At 69.4% G+C, this 22,227-nt stretch carries 22 protein-coding genes; 16 read left to right on the top strand and 6 right to left on the bottom strand.

Annotation, left to right across the window (positions count from 1 at the left end; all coding sequences use genetic code 11):
* Positions 1-23: 23 nt before the first annotated feature.
* Positions 24-260, bottom strand: a complete 237-nt coding sequence (locus E6O51_RS00700; protein WP_136383048.1) for a DUF3079 domain-containing protein — start codon at positions 258-260, stop codon at positions 24-26.
* A 71-nt stretch (positions 261-331) separates the two neighbouring features.
* Positions 332-1,027 (bottom strand): hypothetical protein, encoded by a 696-nt coding sequence (locus E6O51_RS00695; protein WP_136383047.1) that lies wholly within the window; start codon positions 1,025-1,027, stop codon positions 332-334.
* Positions 1,028-1,208: 181 nt separating this feature from the next.
* Between E6O51_RS00695 and E6O51_RS00690 the strand changes: the two genes are divergently transcribed.
* Positions 1,209-2,960, top strand: coding sequence for a putative bifunctional diguanylate cyclase/phosphodiesterase (locus E6O51_RS00690; protein WP_168735137.1), 1,752 nt, complete (start codon positions 1,209-1,211; stop codon positions 2,958-2,960).
* On the opposite strand, the gene E6O51_RS00685 is transcribed toward E6O51_RS00690, so the two are convergent.
* The 4 genes from E6O51_RS00685 to paaN form a co-directional block, all read right to left on the bottom strand.
* Positions 2,957-3,316, bottom strand: coding sequence for a cupin domain-containing protein (locus tag E6O51_RS00685; RefSeq protein ID WP_136383045.1), 360 nt, complete (start codon positions 3,314-3,316; stop codon positions 2,957-2,959). The genes E6O51_RS00690 and E6O51_RS00685 overlap by 4 nt on opposite strands.
* A gap of 198 nt (positions 3,317-3,514) precedes the next feature.
* Complete coding sequence (locus E6O51_RS00680; protein WP_230976657.1) at positions 3,515-4,027, bottom strand: YbaK/EbsC family protein; 513 nt, start codon at positions 4,025-4,027, stop codon at positions 3,515-3,517.
* A gap of 53 nt (positions 4,028-4,080) precedes the next feature.
* Positions 4,081-4,686, bottom strand: a complete 606-nt coding sequence (gene paaY / locus E6O51_RS00675) for a phenylacetic acid degradation protein PaaY (protein WP_136383043.1) — start codon at positions 4,684-4,686, stop codon at positions 4,081-4,083.
* A gap of 105 nt (positions 4,687-4,791) precedes the next feature.
* The gene (gene paaN / locus E6O51_RS00670; protein ID WP_136383042.1) at positions 4,792-6,462 is read right to left on the bottom strand and encodes a phenylacetic acid degradation protein PaaN; all 1,671 of its coding nucleotides are present in this window, start codon (positions 6,460-6,462) and stop codon (positions 4,792-4,794) included.
* 226 nt (positions 6,463-6,688) lie between these two features.
* On the opposite strand from paaN, the gene paaG reads away from it, so the two are divergent.
* From paaG to E6O51_RS00595, 15 genes are all read left to right on the top strand, one after another.
* Complete coding sequence (gene paaG / locus E6O51_RS00665; RefSeq protein ID WP_136383041.1) at positions 6,689-7,516, top strand: 2-(1,2-epoxy-1,2-dihydrophenyl)acetyl-CoA isomerase PaaG; 828 nt, start codon at positions 6,689-6,691, stop codon at positions 7,514-7,516.
* Between the two features lie 57 nt (positions 7,517-7,573).
* Positions 7,574-9,055 carry a 3-hydroxyacyl-CoA dehydrogenase PaaH gene (paaH, locus tag E6O51_RS00660; RefSeq protein WP_136383284.1) on the top strand — a complete coding sequence of 494 codons (1,482 nt, stop codon included), beginning with the start codon at positions 7,574-7,576 and terminating at the stop codon, positions 9,053-9,055.
* Positions 9,048-9,512: a hydroxyphenylacetyl-CoA thioesterase PaaI gene (paaI, locus tag E6O51_RS00655; RefSeq protein WP_136383040.1), complete on the top strand. Its 465-nt coding sequence runs from the start codon at positions 9,048-9,050 to the stop codon at positions 9,510-9,512. Before paaH ends, paaI begins: the two co-directional genes overlap by 8 nt.
* Positions 9,513-9,580: 68 nt before the next feature.
* On the top strand, positions 9,581-10,903 hold the full coding sequence (gene paaK, locus E6O51_RS00650; RefSeq protein ID WP_136383039.1) for a phenylacetate--CoA ligase PaaK: 1,323 nt from the start codon (positions 9,581-9,583) through the stop codon (positions 10,901-10,903).
* 54 nt (positions 10,904-10,957) lie between these two features.
* On the top strand, positions 10,958-11,953 hold the full coding sequence (paaA, locus tag E6O51_RS00645; RefSeq protein ID WP_136383038.1) for a 1,2-phenylacetyl-CoA epoxidase subunit PaaA: 996 nt from the start codon (positions 10,958-10,960) through the stop codon (positions 11,951-11,953).
* A 174-nt stretch (positions 11,954-12,127) separates the two neighbouring features.
* Positions 12,128-12,415: a 1,2-phenylacetyl-CoA epoxidase subunit PaaB gene (gene paaB, locus E6O51_RS00640; protein ID WP_136383037.1), complete on the top strand. Its 288-nt coding sequence runs from the start codon at positions 12,128-12,130 to the stop codon at positions 12,413-12,415.
* A gap of 16 nt (positions 12,416-12,431) precedes the next feature.
* Entirely contained in the window at positions 12,432-13,202 is a 771-nt protein-coding gene (gene paaC / locus E6O51_RS00635; RefSeq protein WP_136383036.1) for a 1,2-phenylacetyl-CoA epoxidase subunit PaaC, read from the top strand.
* A 5-nt stretch (positions 13,203-13,207) separates the two neighbouring features.
* Positions 13,208-13,699 carry a 1,2-phenylacetyl-CoA epoxidase subunit PaaD gene (paaD, locus tag E6O51_RS00630; RefSeq protein WP_136383035.1) on the top strand — a complete coding sequence of 164 codons (492 nt, stop codon included), beginning with the start codon at positions 13,208-13,210 and terminating at the stop codon, positions 13,697-13,699.
* A 36-nt stretch (positions 13,700-13,735) separates the two neighbouring features.
* Complete coding sequence (paaE, locus tag E6O51_RS00625) at positions 13,736-14,803, top strand: 1,2-phenylacetyl-CoA epoxidase subunit PaaE (RefSeq protein ID WP_136383034.1); 1,068 nt, start codon at positions 13,736-13,738, stop codon at positions 14,801-14,803.
* A gap of 121 nt (positions 14,804-14,924) precedes the next feature.
* Positions 14,925-15,560, top strand: a complete 636-nt coding sequence (locus E6O51_RS00620; RefSeq protein ID WP_136383033.1) for a TetR/AcrR family transcriptional regulator — start codon at positions 14,925-14,927, stop codon at positions 15,558-15,560.
* Between the two features lie 73 nt (positions 15,561-15,633).
* The gene (gene pcaF / locus E6O51_RS00615) at positions 15,634-16,836 is read left to right on the top strand and encodes a 3-oxoadipyl-CoA thiolase (protein ID WP_136383283.1); all 1,203 of its coding nucleotides are present in this window, start codon (positions 15,634-15,636) and stop codon (positions 16,834-16,836) included.
* Positions 16,837-17,146: 310 nt separating this feature from the next.
* Positions 17,147-18,295, top strand: coding sequence for an ABC transporter substrate-binding protein (locus E6O51_RS00610; protein WP_136383032.1), 1,149 nt, complete (start codon positions 17,147-17,149; stop codon positions 18,293-18,295).
* A gap of 228 nt (positions 18,296-18,523) precedes the next feature.
* Complete coding sequence (locus E6O51_RS00605; protein ID WP_136383031.1) at positions 18,524-19,561, top strand: branched-chain amino acid ABC transporter permease; 1,038 nt, start codon at positions 18,524-18,526, stop codon at positions 19,559-19,561.
* Positions 19,558-21,372 (top strand): branched-chain amino acid ABC transporter ATP-binding protein/permease, encoded by a 1,815-nt coding sequence (locus E6O51_RS00600; RefSeq protein ID WP_136383030.1) that lies wholly within the window; start codon positions 19,558-19,560, stop codon positions 21,370-21,372. The genes E6O51_RS00605 and E6O51_RS00600 overlap by 4 nt, the downstream gene beginning before the upstream one ends.
* A complete protein-coding gene (locus E6O51_RS00595; protein ID WP_136383029.1) occupies positions 21,369-22,130 on the top strand; it encodes an ABC transporter ATP-binding protein in 762 nt (253 codons plus the stop codon). The genes E6O51_RS00600 and E6O51_RS00595 overlap by 4 nt, the downstream gene beginning before the upstream one ends.
* Positions 22,131-22,227 lie beyond the last annotated feature (97 nt).

Raw genomic sequence — 22,227 nt, 5'->3', positions numbered from 1 at the left:
ACCATCCGCTACCGCGCCGGCGGTCACTTCTTCGCTACCGGCGAGGGCTTCGAGGCTTGAGCGCCGGCGTCTGGCTCGGGCGCCTCGACGTCCAGCCCCCAGTCGCCATAGGTGTACCAGTCCTCCCCCAGCAGTTCGGCCGGATGCTGGGTGCGGCCCGAACCGTTGCCGCAGGCCAGGGAATCCGCCGGGCAATACTTGTCGCACCCCCAGCAGATACGCTCGGGGTGTCTGGGATGCAGGGGAAACTTCTTCGCCATCGGCCGGGAAAGGGTGTGCTGGGGGACGCAACCAACGTTAGACGATCCGCGGGGCAAGGGAATGATCCCGGTCAAATGCGGCGCCGGCGTTCGAGCGGCCGGGGATGGCTGTAGAGGGCGACGGCGAGGATCGTACAGTCCGCCGTGACCGGCCGTGCCGGTTCGCCGCCGGCATTGGTGACGAGCTGGCGGGCGCTGCCCATGCCGGTGATGCGGCGCAGCAGCGGGCGCTGCCTGCCGATGCGGACCAGCACCACGTCGCCCGGTTCGCATTCGACGGTGGCGTCGAGCACCACCCACTGCCCGCGCGGCGCCGGCACGATGCCGCCGGGCATCATGTCGTCTTCGGCCTCCCAGATGAAACGCTCCGGCAGTTCGCCGCCGCCCTGCACGATCTCCTCGGCCGCGAGCACCGGCAGGCCGTGCGCGGCAACCGGCGCGGTACGGAAGGTCCGCACCGCGCCGCGCGCATCTTCCGCCGCGGCGGCTGCCGCCGGTGTGCCGTCGTCGAGGCGGTCCAGCCAGCCGGCCTCCTTGCCGCCTATCCTCTCCAGCCGGCGTGCGGCCTTCTCGCCCAGGTTGCGGGTCGGGGCGCTGCGCTTGGGGACGATCTGGCGGATGTAGGTCGGGCTGATCGGCGAATCGTCCGCGTCGCGAAACGAGAACTGGCTGTAGTGGTTGCACCAGGACGTCACGTTGCCTTTGGAGCAGGGGTCTTCGTCGATCCATTGGCGGAGTCGGAGGCGACGGATCTGGGCAATTTCCATGCGGATGATAGTGCCGGAGCGACAGCAGTTGCTAAACAAGCGAAAGCTTGTTGTTTAAAACAGCAAGTGCTATCTTCATCGGTTATCCGATAGTCATCCCCTGGCGGCCATGCCGGGAACGAAGCGGACAATGACAAGAGAAAGGCGGGGAAGCGGAAAGGCGACCTGGCGGGAAGCGCCCGTGGAGGCGGGGAGCACTGCGCCCGTCCGCGCCGGCACGCGGCGGCGGACGGAAGCGGCGCAGCCCGGGAACGGGCGCGACGGCCTGCTGGAGATCATCGCCGAGTCGCCGGACTGGGTCATACAGGCCGACGGCGGGCTGCGTCTGGTCTATCTGAATCCCGCCGCGCAGGCCGCCTTCGCGGCGGCCGGAGATGCGGCGCCGGTGCATCGGCTGCCCGATCTGTTCGAGCCCGCCGTCCACGACGAGCTGGCCTGCATGCTCGACATCGCGCGCCGCCAGCGGGTGTTCGTCGGCGAAAGCCGCATGGTGGCGGCCGACGCCATGGTGCCGGTGTCGCTGGTCCTGATCGCCCACCCCGGCGTCGATGGCGGCACCGCGCGCTACTCCGTGGTCGCGCGCGATCTGAGCGAACGCGCCGGGCTGGAGCGCCGGCTCGCGCATCACGCCACCCACGACGCGCTGACCGGGCTGCCCAACCGCGTGGCGCTGGTGCGGCGCATCGACGAGGCGATCGGCCTGGCCGGGCGCAACGGCCGGCTCGCGGCGGTGATGTTCATCGACTTCGACGACTTCAAGCGGGTCAACGACAGCTTCGGCCACAGCGCCGGCGACGAACTGCTCGCGGTGTGCGCGCGCCGCCTGCAGACAGCCTTGCGCCAGGGCGACATGCTGGCCCGCTTCGGCGGCGACGAGTTCGTCGTCGTCGCCCAGGACCTGAACGGCGAGCGCGATGCCGCGGCGGTTGCGCGCAAGCTGCTGCTGGCGCTCGACGCGCCGGTGCCCCTGGGCGGCGGGCGGCAGGTGCCGGCCCACGCCAGCATCGGCATCTGCCTGGTGCCGCGCGACGCGGTGCATGCCGAAGCGGCGCTCGGCCACGCCGACCAGGCGATGTACCGCGCCAAGCGCGAAGGCCGCGGATACTACTGCTTCCATGCCGCCGGGCAGGAGCCGGCCGCCGAGGTGTCGCCGGCCGCGGCGTTGAAGGAGGCGCTGCACGGCGCGGACGGGCGCTTGAGCCTGCATTACCAGCCGCAGGTCTCGGTGCCGCAGGGGCGCATCATCGGTATCGAATGCCTGGTGCGCTGGGCGCATCCGCTGTTCGGCGGCGTCGGGCCGGGCCGTTTCGTGCCGCCGGCCGGAGAGTCGGGGCTGATCCTGGCGCTCGGCGACTGGGTGCTGCGGGCGGCCTGCCGCCAGGCCGCGCAATGGCGCCAGGCCGGTTTCGGGATGCCGCTGGCGGTCAAGGCGTCACCCCATGAATTGCGTCAGGCGGGCTTCGCCGAGCGCGTCGGCGCACTGCTGGCACACCATGGACTGCCGCCCGATGCGCTTGAAGTGGAGATCACCGAAACCGCGCTGATGGGCGGCCTGGACGAGGTCGTCGGCAATCTGGACGGGCTGCGGCGCGTCGGCGTGCGCATTGCGCTGGATGATTTCGGCAGCGGCCATGCCTCGCTCGCCCACGTGCGCACCCTGCCGCTCGACCGCCTCAGGATCGGCCGCGGCTTCGTGGACGGCGTCGGCGTCAGCGGCGGCAACCGCGCCGTCGTCGAGGCGATTCTGACCCTGGGCCGGCGGCTGGGGCTGGAAGTGATGGCCGAAGGAGTGGAGCACGTCCGGGATCTCGAGGTGTTGATGGAACTCGGCTGCAGCCAGATACAGGGCAGGCTGTTCCATCCCGTGCTGTCGGCCGGGGAATGCTTCGCGGTGCTGAGCGAGGAGCGTGCCGTGCATGACAACCGACCCTAGGGCATGGGTTCCCGGGGTGGCGGTGTCCGGGGGCGGCAATGGACGGCGAGCCACACCGTGACCGGGCCGGTCGCGTTCACCCGGTGCCGGCGGCGGGCCGGGATCAGCACCCAGTCGCCCGGGGCCAGCGCCTGCGTGCGGCCGTCGTCGTAAGCCAGTTCCGCGCTGCCCTGCACCAGCATCACCCATTCGTCGTCCGCCTGGTCGTACCAGAACCCGGGCGGGCTGGCGTGGCCGTGGGAAACGATGCGCTCGATGCGGCAGTGGGGCGTCTCGAACAGGGTCTCGAAGCGCTCCTCGCCGCCCGGCGGCGGCAGGGAGGCGAGGAGATTGCCCAGGCGTGGCGGGGTGGTCATCTCAGTTGCTCCACCGCGCCCGGCGCGACCCACGACGCATGAAACGGGATGGCTGTGCTCCCTCTCCCCTCGCGGGAGAGGGGTTGGGGAGAGGGGGCTGGGACGGGCGCCGTGCCTGCATCGAGCGCCCCCTCTCCCCGGCCCTCTCCCGCGAGGGGAGAGGGGCTTGCGCACGGTGCAGGCATGGTGTGTTTCATTTCAGATTTGGCGCACGTCCACGACGCGGATGCCGGGGATGCGGTGCAGGTCGTCGGCCGACAGGCGGAACACCGCGTTGGGCGTGCCGGCCGCGGCCCAGATCGGGTCCAGCGCCCACAGGGCGCGGTCCACCAGCAGCGTGACCTCGCCCGCGTGACCCACCGGCGCCACCCCGCCGATGGCGAAGCCGGTGCGCCGGCGCACGAAATCCGCATCCGCCCGCCCGACCTTCTCGCCGATCTCGGCGGCGAGCTTCTTCTCGTCGATGCGGTCCGCGCCGCTGGCGATGACCACGACGCAGGCGTCCGAGGTCTTGCCGCGGAACACCACCGACTTGGCGATCTGCGCCACCTCGCAGCCGATGGCCGCGGCGGCCTCGGCGCTGGTGCGCGTGAGCGTGCCGAACTCGACGATGTCGGCGGGCATGCCGAGCGTGCGCAGGGCGGTCTCGACGCGGGTGCGGGAAGAGGTGGAGGAGACGGGGGCGGAGGAGGGGGCTTCGGTGTTCATCATTCCGGCAGGCTGGCGACAAGGCCCGCAGTGTAGCGCGGGGCTCCGTGCCCGCGTCAGCCGCCCTTCTTCACATCCACCAGCGGCACCACGCCGGGGAACTCGAAGCGTTTGCGGCCCGGCTCCATCCCGGTCAGCGGCGCGCAGGACTTCAGCGTGGACAGGCTGCGCAGCGTGAGGTCCTGGTAGCAGCGCGTGCCGTCCACCTTCCAGGCCATCTCCTGCTCCGTCAGCGCGCGCATGAGCTTGGCGGGCATGCCGGCGGCGAGCCAGCGCGGCGGGATTTCCATGCCGGCCTTGACGAAGGCGCAGGCGCCGACGATGGCCGATTCGCCCACCACGGCGTTGTCCATGATCACCGCGTTCATGCCGATGAGCGCGTTCCTGCCCACGCGGCAGCCGTGCAGCACGGCGCCGTGGCCCACGTGGCCGTCGGCCTCGATCACCGTGTCGGTGCCGGGAAAGCCGTGCATGACGCAGGTGTCCTGCAGGTTGCTGCCTTCCTCCAGCACGATGCGGCCGAAGTCGCCGCGCAGGGACGCCAGCGGCGCCACGTAGCAGCGCGGGCCGACGATGACGTCGCCGATCAGCACCGCGTCCGGGTGCACGAAGGCGTCCGGGTGGATGACGGGCCGCAGGCCGTCGATTTCGTAGCAGGGCATGGGTTGTTGCTCCTTGCGGGGACCAGTGCTTGACGCGTGGCGATATCACTCCTCCCCTTCAAGGGGAGGGGGAAAACCCGCCGGCGCCTGGACCGTGGTCGGAACCTATTCGACGTGATACCGCCGCTGCACCACACGGAAGCGGTTGGCGACGAAGGCCGCGTCCGAGTAGGAAGCGTTGGCGGCCGGGTTCATGCCCACGCCGTGGTAGTCGGAGAAGGCCGCCGACTGGTTCACGAACACGCCGCCGGTCAGGTTGATGGACAGGGCCACGCCGGCGGCGAGCGTCGCCTCGGTCATGGCCTCGATCACGTCCGCCCGGGTGGAATACACGCCCACGGTCAGCGCGCCGTGCTCGCGCACGATGCGTTCCGACAGCCGCACCGCTTCCGCGCCGTCCGCCACCTTGACGACGAAGGCGATGGGGCCAAAGCGCTCTTCCATGTAGCTCGCCTCGTCGGCCGCGTCGCAGGCGAGCAGCACGGGTGTGCGCACTTCGGCAGCGGGGAATTCCGGGTGGGCGATCTTCGTGGAGGCCAGCACCACCTTGCCGTACTCGCCGGACTGGCATTCCTCGATGCGCGCCAGCGTGGCCTCGGACTGGATGGCGCCGAGCACCGCGGTGGCCACGTTCACATCGGAAAGGAACTTGGTGATGGCCGCACCCAGGTCGGCGGCGACTTCGTCAAAGCTCTTGTGGCCCTGGTCCGTCGCTATGCCGCCGGCCGGCACCAGGATGGCCTGGGTGGTGGTGCACATCTGGCCGGAGTACAGGCTCAGCGTGAAGGCCAGGTTGCGCAGCATGGCCTTGTACTCGTTGGTGGATTCGATGACCACGTTGTTCACGCCGGCCAGTTCCGCATACACCTGGGCCTGCCTGGCATGGTCCAGCAGCCACTGGCCGAAGACGTTGCCGCCGGTGAAGTCGATGGATTTCACCGCCGGGTGGGTGGCCAGCGCCTGGGTGGCGGCGCGTTTTTCCACCACCGCCAGGCTCACCAGGTTGGGGTCCAGGCCGGCTTCCGCCAACACCTCGCGGGCGATCTTCACGGTGATGGCCGCGGGCAGGACGGCGTTGCCGTGGGGCTTGACGATGACCGGGTTGCCCGTCGCCAGCGCGGCGAACAGGCCCGGATAGGTGTTCCAGGTGGGGAAGGTGCCGCAGCCGATCACCAGCGCCACGCCGCGGCCGACGATCTCGTAGTGTTTCTGCATCTTCAGCGCCGGGTTCTTGCCCTGGGGCTTTTCCCAGACGCTGGTCGCCGGGATGCGGCGCTGCTCGTCCCAGGCGTAGGCCACCGCCTCCAGGCCCCGGTCCTGGGCGTGGGGTCCGCCGGCCTGGAAGGCCATCATCCAGCCCTGGCCGGTGGTGTACATCACCGCGTGGGCGATCTCGAAGCTCTTCTTGTTGAGGCGGTCGAGGATTTCCAGGCACACGCCCGCGCGGCCTTCGGCGCCGATCCGGCGCCAGCCCGGCATGGCGGCCTGGGCTGCGGCGATCAGCGCCTCCACCTCGCAGACCGGATAGCGCACGTCCAGCTTCACGCCGTAGGGACTCTTCTCCGGCGCGGCCCAGCCGCTTGTGCCCGGCTGGTCCAGCGCGAAATCCCGCCCGGCCAGGGCCTCGACGGCCGCCTTGCCGTCGGCAAGGGCGGTTTCGCCATAGACCTTGGGGCTGGGCATCTCGGGGTAGGGGGTCCAGTAGCCGCGGTTGTGGATGGCCTCCACGGCGGCGTCCAGCGTGGCGCGATGTTTTTCGAACAGGGGGTGAGCCATGGTGTCTCCTCCAGGGGCGGCGTCTGACGCACCGCCTTGTCTCGGGGTGGCGGAACAAGTCCGCGGGGGGTGAAAAAATGTGCTTGTTTTTTGATCTGGATCAAGATTACTATTGATTGACCGGTCGGTCAAACAACGAAAACACCCGGCCGCAAGAGGGCGAAAAGCCCCGCGCAAGAGACGAAGCGTGCCCCACAGCGCGCGAAAGAACAAGGATGGAGGAGACATGAGCACGACCAGCGGCGCCCCAACCCAGCCGTTCGAAACCATCGTCTTCGGCGTCGAGGCCGGCGTGGCCACGCTGACGCTGAATCGGCCCGAACGCCTGAACAGCTTCAACGACCGGATGCACGCGGAAGTGCGCGAAGCCCTCGCCGCGGTCAGGGCCGGCCGGGCCGACGGCAGCATCCGCGTGCTGGTGCTGACCGGCGCCGGGCGCGGCTTCTGTGCCGGGCAGGACCTGTCCGACCGGGCCGTGGCCGCGGGCGACGAGGCGCCGGACCTGGGCGCCTCGGTGGAGCGCAACTACAAGCCCCTGGTGCTCGCCCTGCGTGCGCTGGACCTGCCGGTGATCGCCGCGGTGAACGGCGTGGCGGCCGGTGCCGGCGCCAACCTGGCGCTGGCCTGTGACCTGGTGTTCGCCGCCCGCTCGGCGAGCTTCATCCAGTCCTTCGCCAAGCTGGGGCTGATCCCGGACACGGGCGGCACCTGGATACTGCCCCGCCTGCTGGGTCCGGCCCGCGCCCTGGGCCTGGCCCTGCTGGGCGACAAGCTGCCGGCCGAGCAGGCCGAAGCCTGGGGCCTGATCTGGAAGTGCGTGGACGACGAGGCCCTGCTGCCCACCGTGCAGCAGGTCGCCGCCGGCCTCGCCCAGGGGCCGACCTTCGGCTACGCCCAGACCAAGCGCCTGATCTGGACCAGCGACGGCGAGGACTTCGAGTCCCAGTTGAACCGGGAGCGGGACGCCATGACCGTGTGCGGGCGCTCCAAGGACTACCGGGAAGGCGTGGCCGCCTTCATGGAAAAGCGCGCGCCGCGCTTCCAGGGGGACTGAGCCGTGTCGCTTGCGCTTTCTCCCGACGTGAAGGTGCTGGTCGTCGGCGCCGGCGCCATGGGCAGCGGCATCGCCCAGGTGGCGGCCGTGGCCGGTCACACCGTCTACTTGTATGACTCCCGCGCGGAAGCCGCCGACCGGGGCCGCGCCGGCATCGCCGCGGCGCTGGACAAGCTCGCCGCCAGGGGCCGCCTGACGGCCGAAGCCGCGACCGCCGCCGCGGCACGGGTGCAGCCGGTGATGGACCTGGCCGCGGCCCGCGACGCCGGCTTGGCGGTGGAAGCCATCGTCGAGGACCTGGCGGTCAAGCGCGCCTTGTTCGCGGAACTGGAAAGCCTGCTGTCCGGGGACGCCATCCTCGCCAGCAACACCTCGTCCCTGTCGATTACCGCCCTGGCCGCGCCCCTGGCCCGCCCCCAGCGCGTGGCCGGCCTGCACTTCTTCAATCCGGCGCCGGTCATGAAGCTGGTGGAAGTGGTCTCGGGCCTCGCCACCGATCCCGCCGTGGCCGCCACGCTGCACGCCACGGCCGGGGCCTGGGGCAAGGTGGCGGTGCATGCCAAATCCACCCCGGGCTTCATCGTCAACCGCGTCGCCCGGCCCTATTACGCGGAAGGCCTGCGCGTGCTGGGCGAAGGCGCGGCGGACGTGGCCACGCTGGACGCGGTGCTTCGGGAAGGCTGCGGCTTCCCCATGGGGCCCCTCGAACTGATGGACCTGATCGGCCACGACGTGAACTTCGCCGTGACCTCGTCCGTGTTCGAGGCCTGTTTCAACGACAAGCGCTTCACCCCCAGCCTGATCCAGCAGGAACTGGTGCTCGCCGGCCGCCTCGGGCGCAAGAGCGGGCGCGGTTTCCACGATTACGCCGAAGGCGCCGCGCGCCCCGCGCCGGCGGCCGAAGCGCCCCAGGGCGCGGAAGGCCGCGTGGCCGTGGTGGGCGACCTGGGCGTGGCCGGCGGGCTGATCGCCCGGCTGGAAGGGGCCGGCATCACCATGGAGCGCAAGCCCGGTGAATCCGGGCACGGTGCCGGCTGGCTGGAGATCGGCGGCGCGCGTCTGGTGCTGTCCGATGGCCGTACCGCCACCCGTCGCGCGGTGGAGGAGGACGTGCCCAAGCTGGTGCTGTTCGACCTCTGCCTGGACTACGCCGCCACGCCGCGCCTCGCGGTTGCCGTGGCCGACCAGTGCGGCCAGGGCGCCTGGCGTGCCGTGGTCGGCACGCTGCAGGCGGCCGGCCTGGCGGTGACGCGGCTGGACGACGTGGCGGGCCTCCTGGGCCTGCGTACCGTGGCCATGCTCGCCAACGAGGCCGCCGACGCGGTGCTGGCCGGCATCGGTACGGCGGCCGACATCGACACCGCCATGCGCTACGGCACCAATTACCCGAAGGGGCCGCTGGCCTGGGCCGACGAACTGGGCACTGCCTTCGTCGCCCGCGTGCTGACCAACCTGTGCGCCCACTATTTCGACACCCGTTACCGCGTCTCGCCGCTGTTGCAGCGCAAGGCCATTACCGGAGCCAATTTTCATGAGTGAAGCTTCCTACCGCGACATCAGCGAGGGACTCGATCCGCAGACCCTGGCCGAGCGGGTGCGCGACGGCATGTTCGCCAAGGACCAGGCCGCCCAGAGCCTGGGCATGACGATCACCGCCGTCGGACCGGGCCGCGCCACCCTCACCATGCCGGTGCGCGAGGACATGCTGAACGGCTTTCGCATCGCCCACGGCGGCCTCATCACCACGCTGGCCGACACGGCCTTCGCCTACGCCTGCAACAGTGGCAACGAGCAGACCGTGGCCTCGGGCATCAGCGTGGATTTCATGGCGCCGGGCCGGCCGGGCGACCTGCTCACCGCCGCGGCGCAACTGGTGTTCGAGGCCGGGCGCACGGGCGTGTACGACATCACGGTCACCAACCAGAAGGGCGAGCTGATCGCGGTCATGCGCGGCAAGTCCTACCGGCTCAAGGGCCGGCCGGTGGTCGAACTCTAGCCAGACAGGAATATGCTGACGGCGGACGCAGAGCCGCTGCAGCAGACGGAAACCAGGAGGAGACAACAATGCCCATCAACAGCTTCACCCCACCCCAGCTCGACCCCATCGAAAAGGCCAGCCAGGACGAGTTGCGCGCGCTGCAGCTCGAACGCCTGAAGTGGAGCCTGCGCCACGCCTACGACAACGTGCCGCACTACAGGAAGAAGTTCGACGAGAAGGGCGTGCACCCGGACGACCTCAAGTCCCTGGCCGACCTGGCGAAGTTCCCCTTCACCAGCAAGCACGACCTGCGCGACAACTATCCTTTCGGCATGTTCGCGGTGCCCATGGAGAGGATCGCCCGCGTGCACGCCTCCTCCGGCACGACCGGCAAGCCGACGGTCGTCGGCTACACGCTGAAGGACATCGACACCTGGGCCACCGTGGTGGCGCGCTCCATCCGCGCCTCGGGCGGGCGGCCGGGCGACATGGTGCACGTGTCCTACGGCTACGGCCTCTTCACCGGCGGCCTGGGCGCCCACTACGGCGCCGAGAAGCTGGGCTGTACCGTGGTGCCGATGTCGGGCGGCCAGACCGAGAAGCAGATCCAGATCATCCAGGACTTCAAGCCGAAGATCATCATGGTGACGCCGTCCTACATGCTGACCATCCTGGACGAGATGGAGCGCATGGGCATCGATCCCAGGAGCACCTCGCTCAAGATCGGCATCTTCGGCGCCGAGCCGTGGACGCCGGCTATGCGCGCGGCCATGGAGGAGCGCTCCGGCATGGACGCGGTGGACATCTACGGCCTCTCCGAAGTGATGGGTCCGGGCGTGGCCAACGAATGCGTGGAAACCAAGGACGGCCCGACGATCTGGGAAGACCACTTCTATCCGGAGATCATCAACCCGGAAACCGGCGAGGTGGTGCCCGACGGGGAGGAGGGCGAACTGGTGTTCACCTCGCTGACCAAGGAGGCCATGCCGGTCATTCGCTACCGCACCCGCGACCTCACCCGCCTGCTGCCGCCCACCGCCCGCAGCATGCGGCGCATGGCCAAGATCACCGGGCGCTCGGACGACATGCTGATCATCCGCGGCGTGAACGTGTTCCCGACCCAGATCGAGGAGCTGATCTGCAAGATCCCCAAGCTCGCGCCCCACTACCTGCTGGAGGTGGACAAGCAGGGCCACATGGACACGCTCACGGTCAAGGTGGAGATCAACCCGGAGGCCGGCGTCGGCCGCCACCCGGAGCAGAAGGAGGCGCTGGCGAAGGAGCTCACCCACCACATCAAGAGCCTGATCGGCGTGTCCGCCAAGGTGGTCGTGGGCGAGCCCTTCAGCATCGAGCGGGTCACCGTCGGCAAGGCCAAGCGCGTCATCGACCGCCGGCCCAAGGGGTGAGTCCGCACGCGGCGGTTCCTGCCGCCGCACCCCACAGAGAGAGCGAGCACATATATGTATACCCAATCACTCAGCATCCCGGACGGCGAGGCCAGGGGCCCGAAGAAGGTGGAGAACCCCGCCTACCAGGCCGAGTTCGACGCGAAGATCGCCGCGGGCGGCTTCATCGAGGCCAAGGACTGGATGCCCGAGGCCTACCGCAAGACCCTGATCCGCCAGATCAGCCAGCATGCCCATTCGGAAATCGTCGGCATGCTGCCCGAAGGCAACTGGATCACCCGTGCCCCCAGCCTCAAGCGCAAGGCCATCCTGCTCGCCAAGGTGCAGGACGAGGGCGGCCACGGCCTCTATCTGTACGCCGCCGCGGAAACCCTGGGCGTATCCCGCGACGAGCTCTATGAGGCGCTGCTGTCGGGCAAGGCCAAGTACAGCTCCATCTTCAACTACCCCACGCTGAACTGGGCGGACATCGGCGTGATCGGCTGGCTGGTGGACGGCGCGGCGATCATGAACCAGATCCCCCTGTGCAAGTGCAGCTACGGCCCGTACTCCCGCGCCATGGTGCGCATCTGCAAGGAGGAATCCTTCCACCAGCGCCAGGGCTACGACCTGCTGCTGGCGATGATGCGCGGGACGCCCGAGCAGCGCGACATGGTGCAGGACGCGGTGAACCGCTGGTGGTGGCCGTCCATCATGATGTTCGGCCCCCACGACAAGGACAGCGTGCACACCGAGACCACGCGCTGGGGCATCAAGCGCATCTCCAACGACGACCTGCGGCAGAAGTTCGTGGACGCCACCGTGAAGCAGGCCGAGGTGCTGGGCGTGAGCCTGCCGGACCCGGACCTGAAGTGGAACGCGGAGCGCGGTCACTACGATTTCGGCGCCATCGACTGGGACGAGTTCTGGAACGTGGTCCAGGGGCACGGCCAGTGCAACGTGGATCGGCTGGCGGCACGGGTGAAGGCCTGGGAGGACGGCGCCTGGGTGCGGGAGGCAGCGCTGGAGCACGCACGTAAGCGGGCTGTGAGGGAGAAGGACGCCGCCTGAGGCGTCGACAAAGCGAATGAAGAGGGTCCCCTCCCCTTCAAGGGGAGGGACAGGGTGGGGATGGGTTTCTTGCGGGTGGAGGCGGACTGAACCGAAACCCATCCCCCCTCCCGGCCTCCCCCCTTGAAGGGGGGAGGAGGTTATAGCGCCGCCTTCGGCGGCAAGGAGAGCACGATGGAACGCAAGGAATGGCCGCTGTGGGAAGTCTTCGTCCGCAGCCGCAACGGACTCGACCACAAGCATTGCGGCAGCGTGCATGCGCCCGATGCGAAGCTCGCGCTGCAGGTGGCGCGGGACGTCTACACCCGCCGCCAGGAAGGGGTTTCCATCTGGGTCGTGAAGGCGAGCGACATCGTCGCCTCGGACCCGGACGCCAAGCCCGAGCTGTTCGATCCGGCGGAGGACAAGATCTACCGCCACCCGACCTTCTACACCTTGCCCGAAGAAGTCGATCACATGTGAAGCGGGGGAGACACTCATGACCCAACGGAACACCGCCGCCCCCGGGCACATCGAGTACGTGCTGCGCCTGGGCGACAACGCCCTGATCCTCGGCCAGCGCCTCTCCGAATGGTGCGGCCACGCGCCGGTGCTGGAAGAGGACATGGCGCTCGCCAACACCGCGCTCGACCTCATCGGCCAGGCCCGCCTGCTGCTGACCCACGCCGGCAGGCTGGAAGGCCGCGGCCGGGACGAGGACCAGCTCGCCTTCCTGCGCGGGGAGCGGGACTACCGCAACCTGACCCTGGCCGAGCTGCCCAACGAGGACTTCGGCCGCACCGTGGTGCGCAACTTCCTCTTCGCCGCCTTCCAGGTGCCGCTCTACCAGCGCCTGACGGCGAGCAGCGACGCGGAACTGGCCGCCGTCGCCGCCAAGAGCCTGAAGGAGGCGCGCTACCACCTGAGCCACGCCGGCGAATGGGTGATCCGCCTGGGCGACGGCACCGACGTCTCCCACGACAAGGCCCAGGCCGCGCTGGACTACCTGTGGCCCTACACGGCCGAGTTCTTCGCCGCCAATCCCATCGACGATGCGGTGTCCGCCGCGGGCATCGGCCCCGCCTGGCACAACCTGGAAGCCGACTGGGAAGCCGCCGTGGTGCCGGTGCTCGTGGAGGCCACGCTCACCGTGCCGGCGCGCACGCCCTTCGCCAGCTACGGCAAGTTCGGCCGCCATTCCGAGCACATGGGCCACCTGCTGGCGACCATGCAAACCATGCAGCGCACTTACCCCGGCGCCCAATGGTGACGGTGATGCTGACCGAATCCCAGGCCTGGCAGGTGCTCGGCGACGTGCCGGACCCCGAGATCCCGGTGGTCTCGGTGGTCGAACTCGGCATCGTGCGCGAGGTGGCCTCCCGCGCCGGCGGCCTGCGGGTGGTGGTCACGCCGACCTATTCCGGCTGTCCGGCCACCGAGGTCATCGCCGACAGCATCCGCGCCGCGCTCGCCGCGGCCGGCGCCGGAGCGGTGGACATCGAAACCCGCCTCGACCCGGCGTGGACCACGGACTGGATGGGCGATGCCGCCCGCGACAAGCTGCGCGCCTACGGCATTGCCCCGCCGTCGGGCACCGCGGCGGCCGGCGGCGTGCAGCCGATCCGGTTCGTGGCGAAGTCGCAGACCTGCCCGCACTGCGGCTCCACCGACACCGAACGCCTGTCCGAATTCGGCTCCACCGCCTGCAAGGCCCTGTACCGCTGCCGCGCCTGCCGCGAGCCCTTCGAATACTTCAAGCCCATTTGAGCGAGACCGCGCCAGACGGTCGCCGGAGACGACGAAATGACCCCCAGATTCCATCCCCTGAAAGTGGCCGAAGTGCGGCGCGAGACCGCCGACGCGGTGAGCCTGCGCTTCGACGTGCCGGCGGAGCTGGCCGATGAATACCGCTTCGTGCAGGGCCAGCACCTGACGCTGAAGGCCCGCGTGGACGGCGAGGAAGTGCGCCGCTCCTACTCCATCTGCGCCGGCGTGGACGACCACGAACTGCGCGTCGCCATCAAGAAGGTGGCCGGCGGGCGCTTCTCCACCTGGGCCAACGGCGGCATCCGGGTGGGCGACGTGCTGGAGGTGATGACCCCGGAAGGGCGCTTCCACACCCCCCTGGACCCGGCCCACGCCAAACACTACGTGGCCTTCGCGGCGGGCAGCGGCATCACCCCCGTCCTGTCCCTGATCAAGACCACGCTGGCCGCCGAGCCGAAGAGCCGCTTCACGCTGGTCTATGGCAACCGCCGCCAGGCCAGCGCCATGTTCGGCGAGGCCCTGGAGGACATCAAGAACCGTTACCTGGCCCGCTTCACGCTGTACAGCCTGTTCTCCCGCGAGGAGCAGGAGGTGCCGCTCTTCAACGGCCGGCTGGACGCGGCCAAGGTCCGCGCCTTCCTCGACACCCTGCTGCCGGTGGAGGACATGGACGATGTCTTCATCTGCGGCCCCGGCGCCATGATCGACGAAGTGGAGTTGGCCCTGCTGGAGGCCGGCATGGCCGCCGACCACGTGCACCTGGAACGCTTCGGCGTGCCGGACGCCGCCCCGGCCCACCACGTCGAGCCGGGCGACGCGCCCCAGGCCACCGTCGTCGTCGTGGCCGACGGCCTGCGCCGGGAGATGGAGTTCCACGCCAGCGATCCGTCCATCCTGGACGTGGCCCTGCGCGCCGGCATGGACCTGCCGTACTCCTGCAAGGGCGGCGTGTGCTGCACCTGCCGCGCCAAGGTGGTGGAGGGCAAGGTGCGCATGGACAAGAACTACACGCTGGAACAGCCGGACGTGGACGCCGGCTACGTGCTGACCTGCCAGGCCCATCCGCTCACCGAGCGGGTGGTCATCAGTTTCGACGAGCGCTGAGGGATTCCCCAGTGGAGCAAGGGCTTGCAAGCGTGTATGGTCGCGGGCGAAGCGGAATGGATTTCCGCAGCGCGCCGTCATGCGCGGCCCCCTTCATGCAACGCTGGCAACCGGTGTAACCATGGCCCGAGGAAAAGCCCCCACCTTCGAACTGCAGCGCGCCGCCATCCTGGCGGAAGCCGCGCGCCTGTTTGCCGCGCACAGCTTCCCCAGCGCGTCCATGGCGGAGCTGGCCAAGGCCTGCGGCGTGTCCAAGCCGCTGCTCTACCACTACTACCGCGACAAGGAACACATCCTGTTCGACATCGCGGACAGCTACATGGACCAGTTGCTGGCCATCATCGCCGGCGTGGAAGCCGAGGCCCTCGAACCGGAAGCCCACCTGGCGGCGCTGCTGACGCGCTTCCTGGAAGAGTACGAACATTCCCAGAACCAGCACATGGTGCTGGTGCAGGACGTGAAGTTCCTCTCGCCCGAACAGGGGGAGCGCGTGGTCGCCAAGCAGCGCCGCGTGGTGGCGGCCTTCGCCGACGCCATCGAGCGCGTGGAGCCGGGTCTGAAGCGCCGCCACCTGGACAAGCCCGTGGCGATGATCCTGTTCGGCATGATCAACTGGACCTTCACCTGGCTGCGGGCCGAAGGCCGCTTCACCCACGCCGACATGGCGCCGGTGATCACCGCCATCGTGCTCAACGGCGTCAAGGGCCTGGTGAACAAGGAAAAGCCGAAACCGAAGGACAAGGCCCCGGCGCACTAGCGGCGGGGAAACGAAGAACGGGCGCAGGCGGCACAGACCGCCGTGCCCACCAAGGAGGAGAGACATGACAGGCCTGACCGACGCCTACATCTGCGACGGCATCCGCACCCCCATCGGCCGCTATGCCGGCGCCCTTGCCGGCGTGCGCGCCGACGACCTGGGCGCACTGCCCATCCGCGCCCTCATGGAACGCAACCCGGGCGTGGACTGGGCGGCGGTGGACGACATCTACTACGGCTGTGCCAACCAGGCCGGCGAGGACAACCGCAACGTGGCGCGCATGGCGGGGCTGCTGGCGGGGCTGCCGGTGGACGTGCCCGGCGCCACGATCAACCGCCTGTGCGGCTCCGGCATGGACGCCGCCGGCACCGCGGCGCGGGCCATCCGCGCCGGCGAGGCGGACCTGATGATCGCTGGCGGCGTGGAATCCATGAGCCGTGCGCCCTTCGTGCTGGGCAAGGCCGAATCGGCCTTTTCCCGCAGCGCCAGGATCGAGGACACGACCATAGGCTGGCGCTTCGTCAATCCGCTGATGAAGGCGCAATACGGCATCGACTCCATGCCCGAAACCGCGGAGAACGTGGCCACGGACTTCGCCGTCTCCCGCGCCGACCAGGACGCCTTCGCGCTGAGGAGCCAGGTGCGTTATGCGGAAGCGGCCGGGCGCGGCTTCTTCGCCGGCGAGATCGTGCCCGTGCCCATTCCGCAGAAGAAGGGCGAGCCGCTGCTGGTCTCCGCAGACGAGCATCCCCGCGCCACCACTCTGGAGGCCCTGGCGAAGCTGAAGGGCGTGGTGCGCCCGGACGGCACGGTGACCGCCGGCAACGCCTCGGGTGTCAACGACGGCGCCGTGGCCCTGCTGCTGGCTTCCGAAACCGGCCTCGCCCGCCATGGGCTGATTCCGCGGGCGCGCATCGTCGCCATGGCCACCGCCGGCGTGGCGCCGCGCATCATGGGCATCGGCCCGGCGCCGGCCTCGCGCAAGGTGCTGGAAAAGGCCGGCCTCACGCTCGACCGCATGGACGTCATCGAGCTCAACGAGGCCTTCGCCGCGCAATCGCTGGCGGTGCTGCGCCAGCTCGGCCTGCCGGACGACGCGGCCCACGTGAACCCCAACGGCGGCGCCATTGCCCTGGGACATCCGCTGGGGGCCTCGGGGGCGCGCCTGGTGCTCACCGCGCTGCGCCAGCTCGAAGCCACGGGCGGGCGCTACGGGCTGTGCACCATGTGCATCGGGGTGGGGCAGGGCATCGCCATGGTCATCGAGCGGGTGTAATCGCATGAACGGACCGAGACGGCCCCCGGCGGCCGCCCCCCTCTTCCCCAACCCCTCTCCCGCAAGGGGAGAGGGGAGTCTTGCCCCGGAACGTTCGTCCGGGTACCGGTTTTCTCCCTCTCCCCTCGCGGGAGAGGGCCGGGGAGAGGGGGCGCAGCGGCAAAAGCAAACCGCGGTTTCATGCGATTGCCCCGGCCCTCCAGATATTTGTTATTTTCAAACGAATTAGTGATGTGATAATTTCGTGCCACAGGCAGCCGGGCAACCCCTCAGGCCCGTTTGCTCATACAAACCAAGAGGAGGAGACACCATGAAGCTCAAGAAGACGCTGTTCGCCGCCATCGGCCTCGCCTTCGCGGCCACCGCCGCCCAGGCCGACCTCACCGTGGGCGTGGTCGTGTCCGCGACCGGCCCCGCGGCCTCGCTCGGCATCCCGGAAAAGAACACCCTGGCCCTGCTGCCCTCCACCATCGCCGGGGAGAAGGTCAATTACATCGTGCTCGACGACGCCTCCGACACCACTACCGCGGTGAAGAACATCCGCAAGCTGGTGTCCGAGGACAAGGTGGACGTGGTGCTGGGCTCCACCATCACGCCGAATTCCCTCGCCATGATCGACGTGGCCGCGGAGAGCAAGACGCCGCTGATCTCCATGGCGGCCTCCGCGCGCATCGTGGAGCCGGTGGACGACAAGAAGCGCTGGGTCTTCAAGACGCCGCAGAACGACGCCCAGATGTCCACCGCCATCGTGGAGCACATGACCGACAACGGCGTGAAGACGGTCGGCTTCATCGGCTTCGCGGACGCCTACGGCGAAGGCTGGTACGAGCAGTTCAAGGCCATCGCCGAGGCGCGCGGCATCAAGGTCGTCGCCAACGAGCGCTTCAACCGGGTCGACACCTCGGTGACCGGCCAGGTGCTCAAGCTCATGTCGGCCCGCCCGGACGCCATGTTCATCGCCGGTTCCGGCACTCCGTCCGCCCTGCCCCAGAAGGCGCTGGTGGAGCGGGGCTGGAAGGGCAAGGTCTACCAGACCCACGGCGTGGCCAACAACGACTTCCTGCGCGTGTGCGGCAAGGACTGCGAAGGCACCTTCCTGCCCGCCGGCCCGGTGCTGGTGGCCGAGCAACTGGCCGACAGCAACCCGGTCAAGAAGTCCGCCCTGGACTACATCGCCAAGTACGAGGCGGCCCACGGCAAGGGCAGCGTGTCCACCTTCGGCGCCCACGCCTGGGATGCCGCCCTGCTGATGCAGGCCGCGGTGCCGGAGGCGCTGAAGACGGCCAGGCCGGGTACGGCCGAGTTCCGCGCCGCCATGCGTGACGCCCTGGAAGGCTTGAAGGAAGTGGCGGGCGCCCACGGCATCTTCACCATGAGCCCCACCGATCACCTGGGCCTGGACCAGCGCGCCCGCGTCATGGTGCAGATCCAGAACGGCGCCTGGAAGCTGGTGAAGTAATCCCGTCCGTCCGGCCCGCGGGTTGTCGAACCGCTGCCGGTCATCTAGCGGCACCGTTCGCCCTGAGCCTGTCGAAGGGCATTGGCAGTAATCGGGCTTCGACAGGCTCAGCCCGAACGGTATCTGGTTGCCGGATCGCGCCGTCTTCGGTTCGCCGGCACCGTCCTTCAGAGTTCACACACCGCACCCCGGAGCGACGCGGCCCCGGTGGGGCGGGAGGGTTCGTCCATGGATTTGCAGATCGCCCTGATCCTGGGGCAGGACGGCATCACCAACGGGGCCATCTATGCCCTGCTGGCGCTCGCGCTGGTACTGGTGTTCGCGGTCACGCGGGTGATCTTCATCCCGCAGGGGGAGTTCGTCGCCTACGGCGCGCTGACGTTGGCGATGATGGACGCCGGGCGGCTGCCGGGCACCATCTGGCTGCTGCTGATCGCGGGCTGCGCGGTGGCCGTCCTCGACGGCTACGCGGCGCTCAAGGCGGGGCAGCAGCGGCGCCTGGCGGCCATCCTCGGCCTCAACCTGGCCTATCCGCTGGCGCTGCTGGGCCTGCTCAAGGCCTTGCCGCTGCCCGATCTGCCGCTGGCCGTGCAGGTCTTCGCCGCGCTGCTGGTGGTGGTGCCCCTGGGACCCATGATGTACCGCCTGGTGTACCAGCCCATCGCCGAGGCCTCGGTGCTGGTCCTGCTCATCGTCTCGGTGGCTGCCCACGTGGCCATGGTCGGGCTGGGGCTGGTGTTCTTCGGCGCCGAAGGCTACCGCACGCCGCCCTTCTCCGAAGCGCGCTTCGAACTCGGGCCGATGCTGATCTCCGGCCAGACCCTGTGGGTGGTGCTCGCCTCCCTGCTGCTGATCGTGGCCCTGGCGCTCTTCTTCGACCGCACCCTGTACGGCAAGGCCCTGCGCGCCACTGCCATCAACCGCACCGGCGCGCGCCTGATGGGCATCTCGCCGGCGCTGGCGGGCAAGCTGACCTTCTTCCTCGCCGCGTTGATCGGGGTGCTCTCGGGCGTGTTGATCTCGCCCATCACCACCATCTACTACGACACCGGCTTCCTGATCGGGCTCAAGGGCTTCGTCGGCGCCATCATCGGCGGCCTGGCGAGCTACCCCATCGCCGCCGGCGGCGCGCTGCTGGTGGGCCTGCTGGAAGCCTTCAGCTCCTTCTGGGCCAGTGCCTACAAGGAAGTCATCGTGTTCACGCTCATCATCCCGGTGCTGCTGTGGCGGTCCCTGAAGAGCCACCACCTGGAGGAGGAAGAATGAAGTTCGCCCTCTCCCCCCGCCTGGTGCTCGGGGTGTTCATGGTGCTGCTGCTGGCGGCACCCCTGGCCCTGTCGCCCTTCTACGTCACGCTGCTCAACTACATCGGCCTGTACGCCCTGGTGGCCCTGGGCCTGGTGCTGCTCACCGGCGTGGGCGGGCTCACCAGCTTCGGCCAGGCCGCCTTCGTCGGCATCGGCGCCTACACCACCGCGGTGCTGACCACGGCCACCGACCTGCCGGCCTGGCTCGCGTGGCTGGGCTGGTCGCCCTGGCTGGCGCTGGGGGCCGGGCTGGTGATCACCGCCGCGGTGGCCATCGTGCTCGGGTCCCTCACGCTGCGCCTGTCCGGCCACTACCTGCCCCTGGGCACCATCGCCTGGGGCATCAGCCTGTACTTCCTGTTCGGCACCATGGCCACGCTGGGCGGGCACACGGGGCTCACCGGCATCCCGCCCATCGGCGTGTTCGGCTACGAGCTGACCCAGGGCCACGAGATCTACTACCTGATCTGGGCCTTCCTGCTGATCGGCGTCTACACCGCCAGCAACCTGCTCGACTCGCGGGAAGGGCGTGCCATCCGGGCGCTCAAGGGCGGCATGGTGATGGCGGAGGCCATGGGGGTGGATACGGCGCGCTCGCGCATGGTGATCTTCGTCATCGCCGCGCTGCTCGCCTGTGCCTCGGGCTGGCTGTATGCCCACATGCAGCGCTTCGTGAACCCCACCCCCTTCGGCCTGCACATCGGCATCGAATACCTGTTCATGGCCGTGGTGGGCGGCGCCGCCCACGTGTGGGGGGCGCTGGTGGGCGCGGGCGTCATCACCGTGCTCAAGCAGTGGCTGCAGGACCTGCTGCCCAGGCTCTTCGGCCAGAGCGGCAACTTCGAGGTGATCGTCTTCGGCTTGATGCTGGTGCTGATCCTGCACAAGGCCCGGGGCGGGCTGTGGCCCATCGCGGTGAGCCTGGCCGGCCGCGTGGTGCCCCTGCAGGCCGTGCAGCGCAAGGTGGATGCCGGTGCCGAGCCGCTGCCGCGGCGCGCCCAGCCCGCCGCGGGGGAAGTGCTGCTGGAGGCGAAGGACGTCACGCGCAAGTTCGGCGGGCTCGTCGCCAACAACAACATGAGCCTCACCGTGCGCGCGGGCGAAATCCTCGCCCTGATCGGCCCCAACGGCGCCGGCAAGAGCACCATGTTCAACCAGGTCTCGGGCGTGGATACGCCCACCTCCGGCGAAGTGCTGTTCCGCGGCCAGTCCGTGGTCGGGCTGGGGTCGCGGGCCATCGCCCGGATGGGCATGAGCCGCACCTTCCAGCACGTGAAGCTGCTGCCCGCCATGAGCGTGCTGGAGAACGTCGCCATCGGCGCCCACCTGCGCGGGGGCAAGGGCGTGCTGAGCGCGGCCTGGCGCTTCGACCGCGGCGAGGAGGCCCGCCTGCTGGCCGAGGCCGCGCGCCAGATCGAGCGCGTGGGCCTGGCCGAGCACATGTTCGACGAGGCGGGTGCCCTCGCCCTGGGCCAGCAGCGCATCCTGGAGATCGCCCGCGCGCTGTGTTCCGACCCCTGCCTGCTGCTGCTGGACGAGCCGGCCGCCGGCCTGCGCCTGAAGGAGAAGGAGGCGCTGGCCAGCCTGCTGAAGAAGCTGCGTGCCGAGGGCATGGGCATCCTGCTGGTGGAGCACGACATGGACTTCGTCATGGGCCTGGTGGACCGGGTCGTGGTGATGGAATTCGGCGAGAAGATCGCCGAGGGCCTGCCGGAAGAGGTGCAGCAGGACCCGGCGGTGCTGGAAGCCTATCTGGGAGGGGTGGAATGAACGCCACGGCCGTGAACAAGGTTCTGGAAGTGCGCGACCTGTGCGTGTCCTACGGCAAGGTCGAGGCCCTGCACAACGCCAACGTCAGCGTGGGCGAAGGGCAGATCGTCACCGTCATCGGCCCCAACGGCGCCGGCAAGACCACCATGCTGTCGGCCATCATGGGCGTGCTCGGCTCCCGCGGCCGGGTGGATTTCGACGGCAGCGTCGAGGGCGTGCCCGAGGTCGAGCGCATGGTGGCCCGCGGCATGAACCTGGTGCCGGAGAAGCGCGAGCTGTTCGGCGAGATGAGCGTGGAGGACAACCTGGTGCTGGGCGCCTTCCAGCGCTACCGCATGGGCCGGCGCGACCATGGGCAGACCATGGAGGAGGTCTACGACATCTTCCCGCGCCTGAAGGAGCGCCGCACCCAGCTCGCCGGCACGCTGTCCGGCGGCGAGCGTCAGATGCTGGCGGTGGGCCGCGCGCTGATGGCCAAGCCCAAGCTGCTGATGCTGGACGAACCCAGCCTGGGCCTGGCGCCGCTGATCGTGCGCGAGATCTTCCGCATCATCGCCGAACTGCGCCGCCGCGGCGTGTCCATCCTGCTGGTGGAGCAGAACGCCCGCGCCGCCCTGCAGGTGGCCGACTACGCCTACGTGCTGGAGACCGGCGAGATCGCCATGGAAGGCCCGGCCCACAAGCTCGCCGACGATCCGCGCGTGATCGAGGCCTACCTGGGCCTGGGCGGGAAACATCAGGACAAGCTGGCCCACTGATATTTCGAGCCAATAACCGTTCGCCCTGAGCTTGTCGAAGGGCAAGCGCGCCAAAAGGGCTTCGACAGGCTCGGCCCGAACGGTTGCGGGCGAGCCG

The organism is Pseudothauera rhizosphaerae (genome assembly GCF_004801305.1).
In the GTDB taxonomy this organism is placed as follows: Bacteria; Pseudomonadota; Gammaproteobacteria; order Burkholderiales; family Rhodocyclaceae; genus Pseudothauera; species Pseudothauera rhizosphaerae.
The sequence above is the reverse complement of the archived record's forward strand: the minus strand, read 5'-3'. Positions and strand labels throughout refer to the sequence as shown.

Coding starts and splice junctions, on each gene's coding strand:
- E6O51_RS00700 (WP_136383048.1), bottom strand. CDS start 260: ATGGCGAAGAAGTTTCCCCTGCATCCCAGACACCCCGAGCGTATCTGC.
- E6O51_RS00695 (WP_136383047.1), bottom strand. CDS start 1,027: ATGGAAATTGCCCAGATCCGTCGCCTCCGACTCCGCCAATGGATCGAC.
- E6O51_RS00685 (WP_136383045.1), bottom strand. CDS start 3,316: ATGACCACCCCGCCACGCCTGGGCAATCTCCTCGCCTCCCTGCCGCCG.
- E6O51_RS00680 (WP_230976657.1), bottom strand. CDS start 4,027: ATGATGAACACCGAAGCCCCCTCCTCCGCCCCCGTCTCCTCCACCTCT.
- paaY (WP_136383043.1), bottom strand. CDS start 4,686: ATGCCCTGCTACGAAATCGACGGCCTGCGGCCCGTCATCCACCCGGAC.
- paaN (WP_136383042.1), bottom strand. CDS start 6,462: ATGGCTCACCCCCTGTTCGAAAAACATCGCGCCACGCTGGACGCCGCC.
- paaG (WP_136383041.1), top strand. CDS start 6,689: ATGAGCACGACCAGCGGCGCCCCAACCCAGCCGTTCGAAACCATCGTC.
- paaH (WP_136383284.1), top strand. CDS start 7,574: ATGGGCAGCGGCATCGCCCAGGTGGCGGCCGTGGCCGGTCACACCGTC.
- paaI (WP_136383040.1), top strand. CDS start 9,048: ATGAGTGAAGCTTCCTACCGCGACATCAGCGAGGGACTCGATCCGCAG.
- paaK (WP_136383039.1), top strand. CDS start 9,581: ATGCCCATCAACAGCTTCACCCCACCCCAGCTCGACCCCATCGAAAAG.
- paaA (WP_136383038.1), top strand. CDS start 10,958: ATGTATACCCAATCACTCAGCATCCCGGACGGCGAGGCCAGGGGCCCG.
- paaB (WP_136383037.1), top strand. CDS start 12,128: ATGGAACGCAAGGAATGGCCGCTGTGGGAAGTCTTCGTCCGCAGCCGC.
- paaC (WP_136383036.1), top strand. CDS start 12,432: ATGACCCAACGGAACACCGCCGCCCCCGGGCACATCGAGTACGTGCTG.
- paaD (WP_136383035.1), top strand. CDS start 13,208: ATGCTGACCGAATCCCAGGCCTGGCAGGTGCTCGGCGACGTGCCGGAC.
- paaE (WP_136383034.1), top strand. CDS start 13,736: ATGACCCCCAGATTCCATCCCCTGAAAGTGGCCGAAGTGCGGCGCGAG.
- E6O51_RS00620 (WP_136383033.1), top strand. CDS start 14,925: ATGGCCCGAGGAAAAGCCCCCACCTTCGAACTGCAGCGCGCCGCCATC.
- E6O51_RS00610 (WP_136383032.1), top strand. CDS start 17,147: ATGAAGCTCAAGAAGACGCTGTTCGCCGCCATCGGCCTCGCCTTCGCG.
- E6O51_RS00605 (WP_136383031.1), top strand. CDS start 18,524: ATGGATTTGCAGATCGCCCTGATCCTGGGGCAGGACGGCATCACCAAC.
- E6O51_RS00600 (WP_136383030.1), top strand. CDS start 19,558: ATGAAGTTCGCCCTCTCCCCCCGCCTGGTGCTCGGGGTGTTCATGGTG.
- E6O51_RS00595 (WP_136383029.1), top strand. CDS start 21,369: ATGAACGCCACGGCCGTGAACAAGGTTCTGGAAGTGCGCGACCTGTGC.